Annotated in this window: 3 protein-coding genes; all 3 read right to left on the bottom strand. The window is 70.1% G+C overall.

Annotated features, from left to right (window positions below; all coding sequences use genetic code 11):
• Nucleotides 1-819 (bottom strand): toll/interleukin-1 receptor domain-containing protein (locus DD1DGNOD_RS21765; protein WP_131770938.1); only part of this gene is annotated, 819 nt, incomplete at its 3' end.
• 10 nt (nt 820-829) lie between these two features.
• Nucleotides 830-967, bottom strand: a complete 138-nt coding sequence (locus DD1DGNOD_RS27390; RefSeq protein ID WP_165035051.1) for a hypothetical protein — start codon at nt 965-967, stop codon at nt 830-832.
• A 131-nt stretch (nt 968-1098) separates the two neighbouring features.
• Nucleotides 1099-2063, bottom strand: a 965-nt coding sequence (locus tag DD1DGNOD_RS21755) for an MFS transporter (RefSeq protein WP_131770936.1), incomplete at its 5' end; no start/stop codon positions are given.

Below are 2063 nucleotides of genomic sequence, written 5' to 3'. Positions count from 1 at the left end.
CCCGGACACCGACGGACCCGTTCCCGCCACCACCCGAATCGCACCCGGGCCGGGACGCGGCGGCAGCGACGGGCGGTTCCCCGGAACCGGTTCGATCTCCAGCGGTTGGCCGAGCAGGACCCGCAGGAGCGCCTCAAGCCCGGCGTCGGAGATCGCATCCACCCGGTAGTGGGTTGTCGAGGAGGGGCGGAGGAAAAGCGGGATGTCATCGGTGGTCGCGCCCGGGAGGACGACCGGCAGAACGCGGCGCAAGCCTGCCTGCTGGTCGCGGTAGATGACGTCGCGGATCTGGCCGGCCTCCCACTGCACACCACGACCGTCGTCGGCGGCGGCATCCCCGCCGGCCCGGCGCCGGTAGGCGGGCGAGGCGATCATCAGGATGAAGTCGGCCGCGTGGATCTGCTGCTCCATCCACAGCGCCCAGTCCTGCCGCCGCTGGGATGCCGGCAGGTCACACTTCGCGTCGATCCCCCGCGAACACAGGAACCAGTACAGCTCCCGCACGGATTCGGCGTGCGCATCGGACTCGTGCGCGTAGGAGATGAACACCCTCGGCCGATACTCTGCGCCGGCACCGACATCATCGATCATGCATTCCCCCTGCCGTGGACAGACGTCGAAATCGTAGCCTTCGTCCCGGCTGCGCCTGTGCCTGGCCGGATACTCCGAGCAGCTCGGCTGCTGCCCGGCCAGCGGCAGCGCGGCGACCGTCGGGGTGTCTGCCAGAGCCGTAGGTGGAAAACGTCGTGGCAGCAGCGGTTTCCACCTACGGCTTCCGTATCCGTAGGTGGAAAAAGTCGTGATGGTGACGGTTTCCACCTACACCTGCTTATGCCGGGGTGAGCAGGGTGTCGGCAAGGCGGGCGAGGTAGGCGCGCAGGGACAGTCCGGGGGCCGCCGCCATCTCGGCGAACCGGTCACGGGTACCGGCGGGGACGTCGAGGGAGGGGATGCCGAGTTCGGCCACGCATATCTTTAGGGATTTCGAGTATCCGGGGGTTTCGGACGGTGGGAAAACAATTCTTACGGTGGAATGCGCTGACGGTGGAACACGTCCCGACAGTCCCCGAACCGGTGCCGGGCGCGGGGACGAACCGATCATGAATCTACCGTGACCGCGCTCGGTCGCGCCGGCTGCGGCTGCGGCTGGTGCGGTCGGTTGCGGATGCCCGCGCACAGCAGGGCCGAGAGGGTTGCCACGGCCGCCATCACATACCAGACGCGGTGGAAGGCGTCGAGCGCGGAGGCGGCGGACGGCGTGCCGAGGACGGCGACGAACATCGACACCCCGAGCACGGCGCCGAGCTGCCGGAACGAGGAGTTGATGGCGCTGCCGACCCCGAACCGGGACGGCGGCAGCGACGCGACGGCCGCGCTGCCGAGCGTGGTGAAGGTCAGCCCGATGCCGACGCCGGTGAGCATGGCGGCGGGCAGCCAGTCGGTGACGTAGTGCGGTGTGCTCCCGACCCGGGTGGCGAACAGCAGCATCGCCGCGGCGAAGGCCACCGCGCCGGGGACGAGGACCGCGCGATGGCTGAAGCGGTCGGCCAGCGCTCCGGCCAACGGGGCGGTGACACCGGCGAGCAGCGGACTCGGGGTCACGGCCACGGCGCTGTGCAGCACCGACCAGTGCCACACCGTCTGCAGGAAGATGATGTTTGCCAGGGTGATGGCGAAGAAGGCCATGGCGAACGTCAACATCCCGGCGTTCGCCACGCTGTAGGAGCGGACCCGGAACAGGCTGAGGTCGACGGCGGGGCGGGCGGCGTGCCGCGTCCGGATGACGAACAACGGCAGGCCGACCGCGGCGGTGAGGAACGCGCCGAGGACGCGGGGGTCGTCCCAGCCCCACTGCGGTCCCTCGACGATGCCGAGTGCGGCGGCGCCGAGCGCGACCGTCATGAGGACGACGCCGAGCGGGTCGGGGACGCCGGTGGCGTTCTCGTCCCGGCTCTCCCGCAGCACCCGCGCGCCGACCAGCGCGGCCAGCAGGCAGATCGGCACGTTGACCAGGAACACCCAGCGCCAGGACAGGTACTGGACAAGCAGCGAACCCAGGGTCG

Source organism: Candidatus Protofrankia californiensis, assembly GCF_900634765.1.
Lineage (GTDB): Bacteria > Actinomycetota > Actinomycetes > Frankiales > Frankiaceae > Protofrankia > Protofrankia californiensis.
The sequence above is the reverse complement of the archived record's forward strand: the minus strand, read 5'-3'. Positions and strand labels throughout refer to the sequence as shown.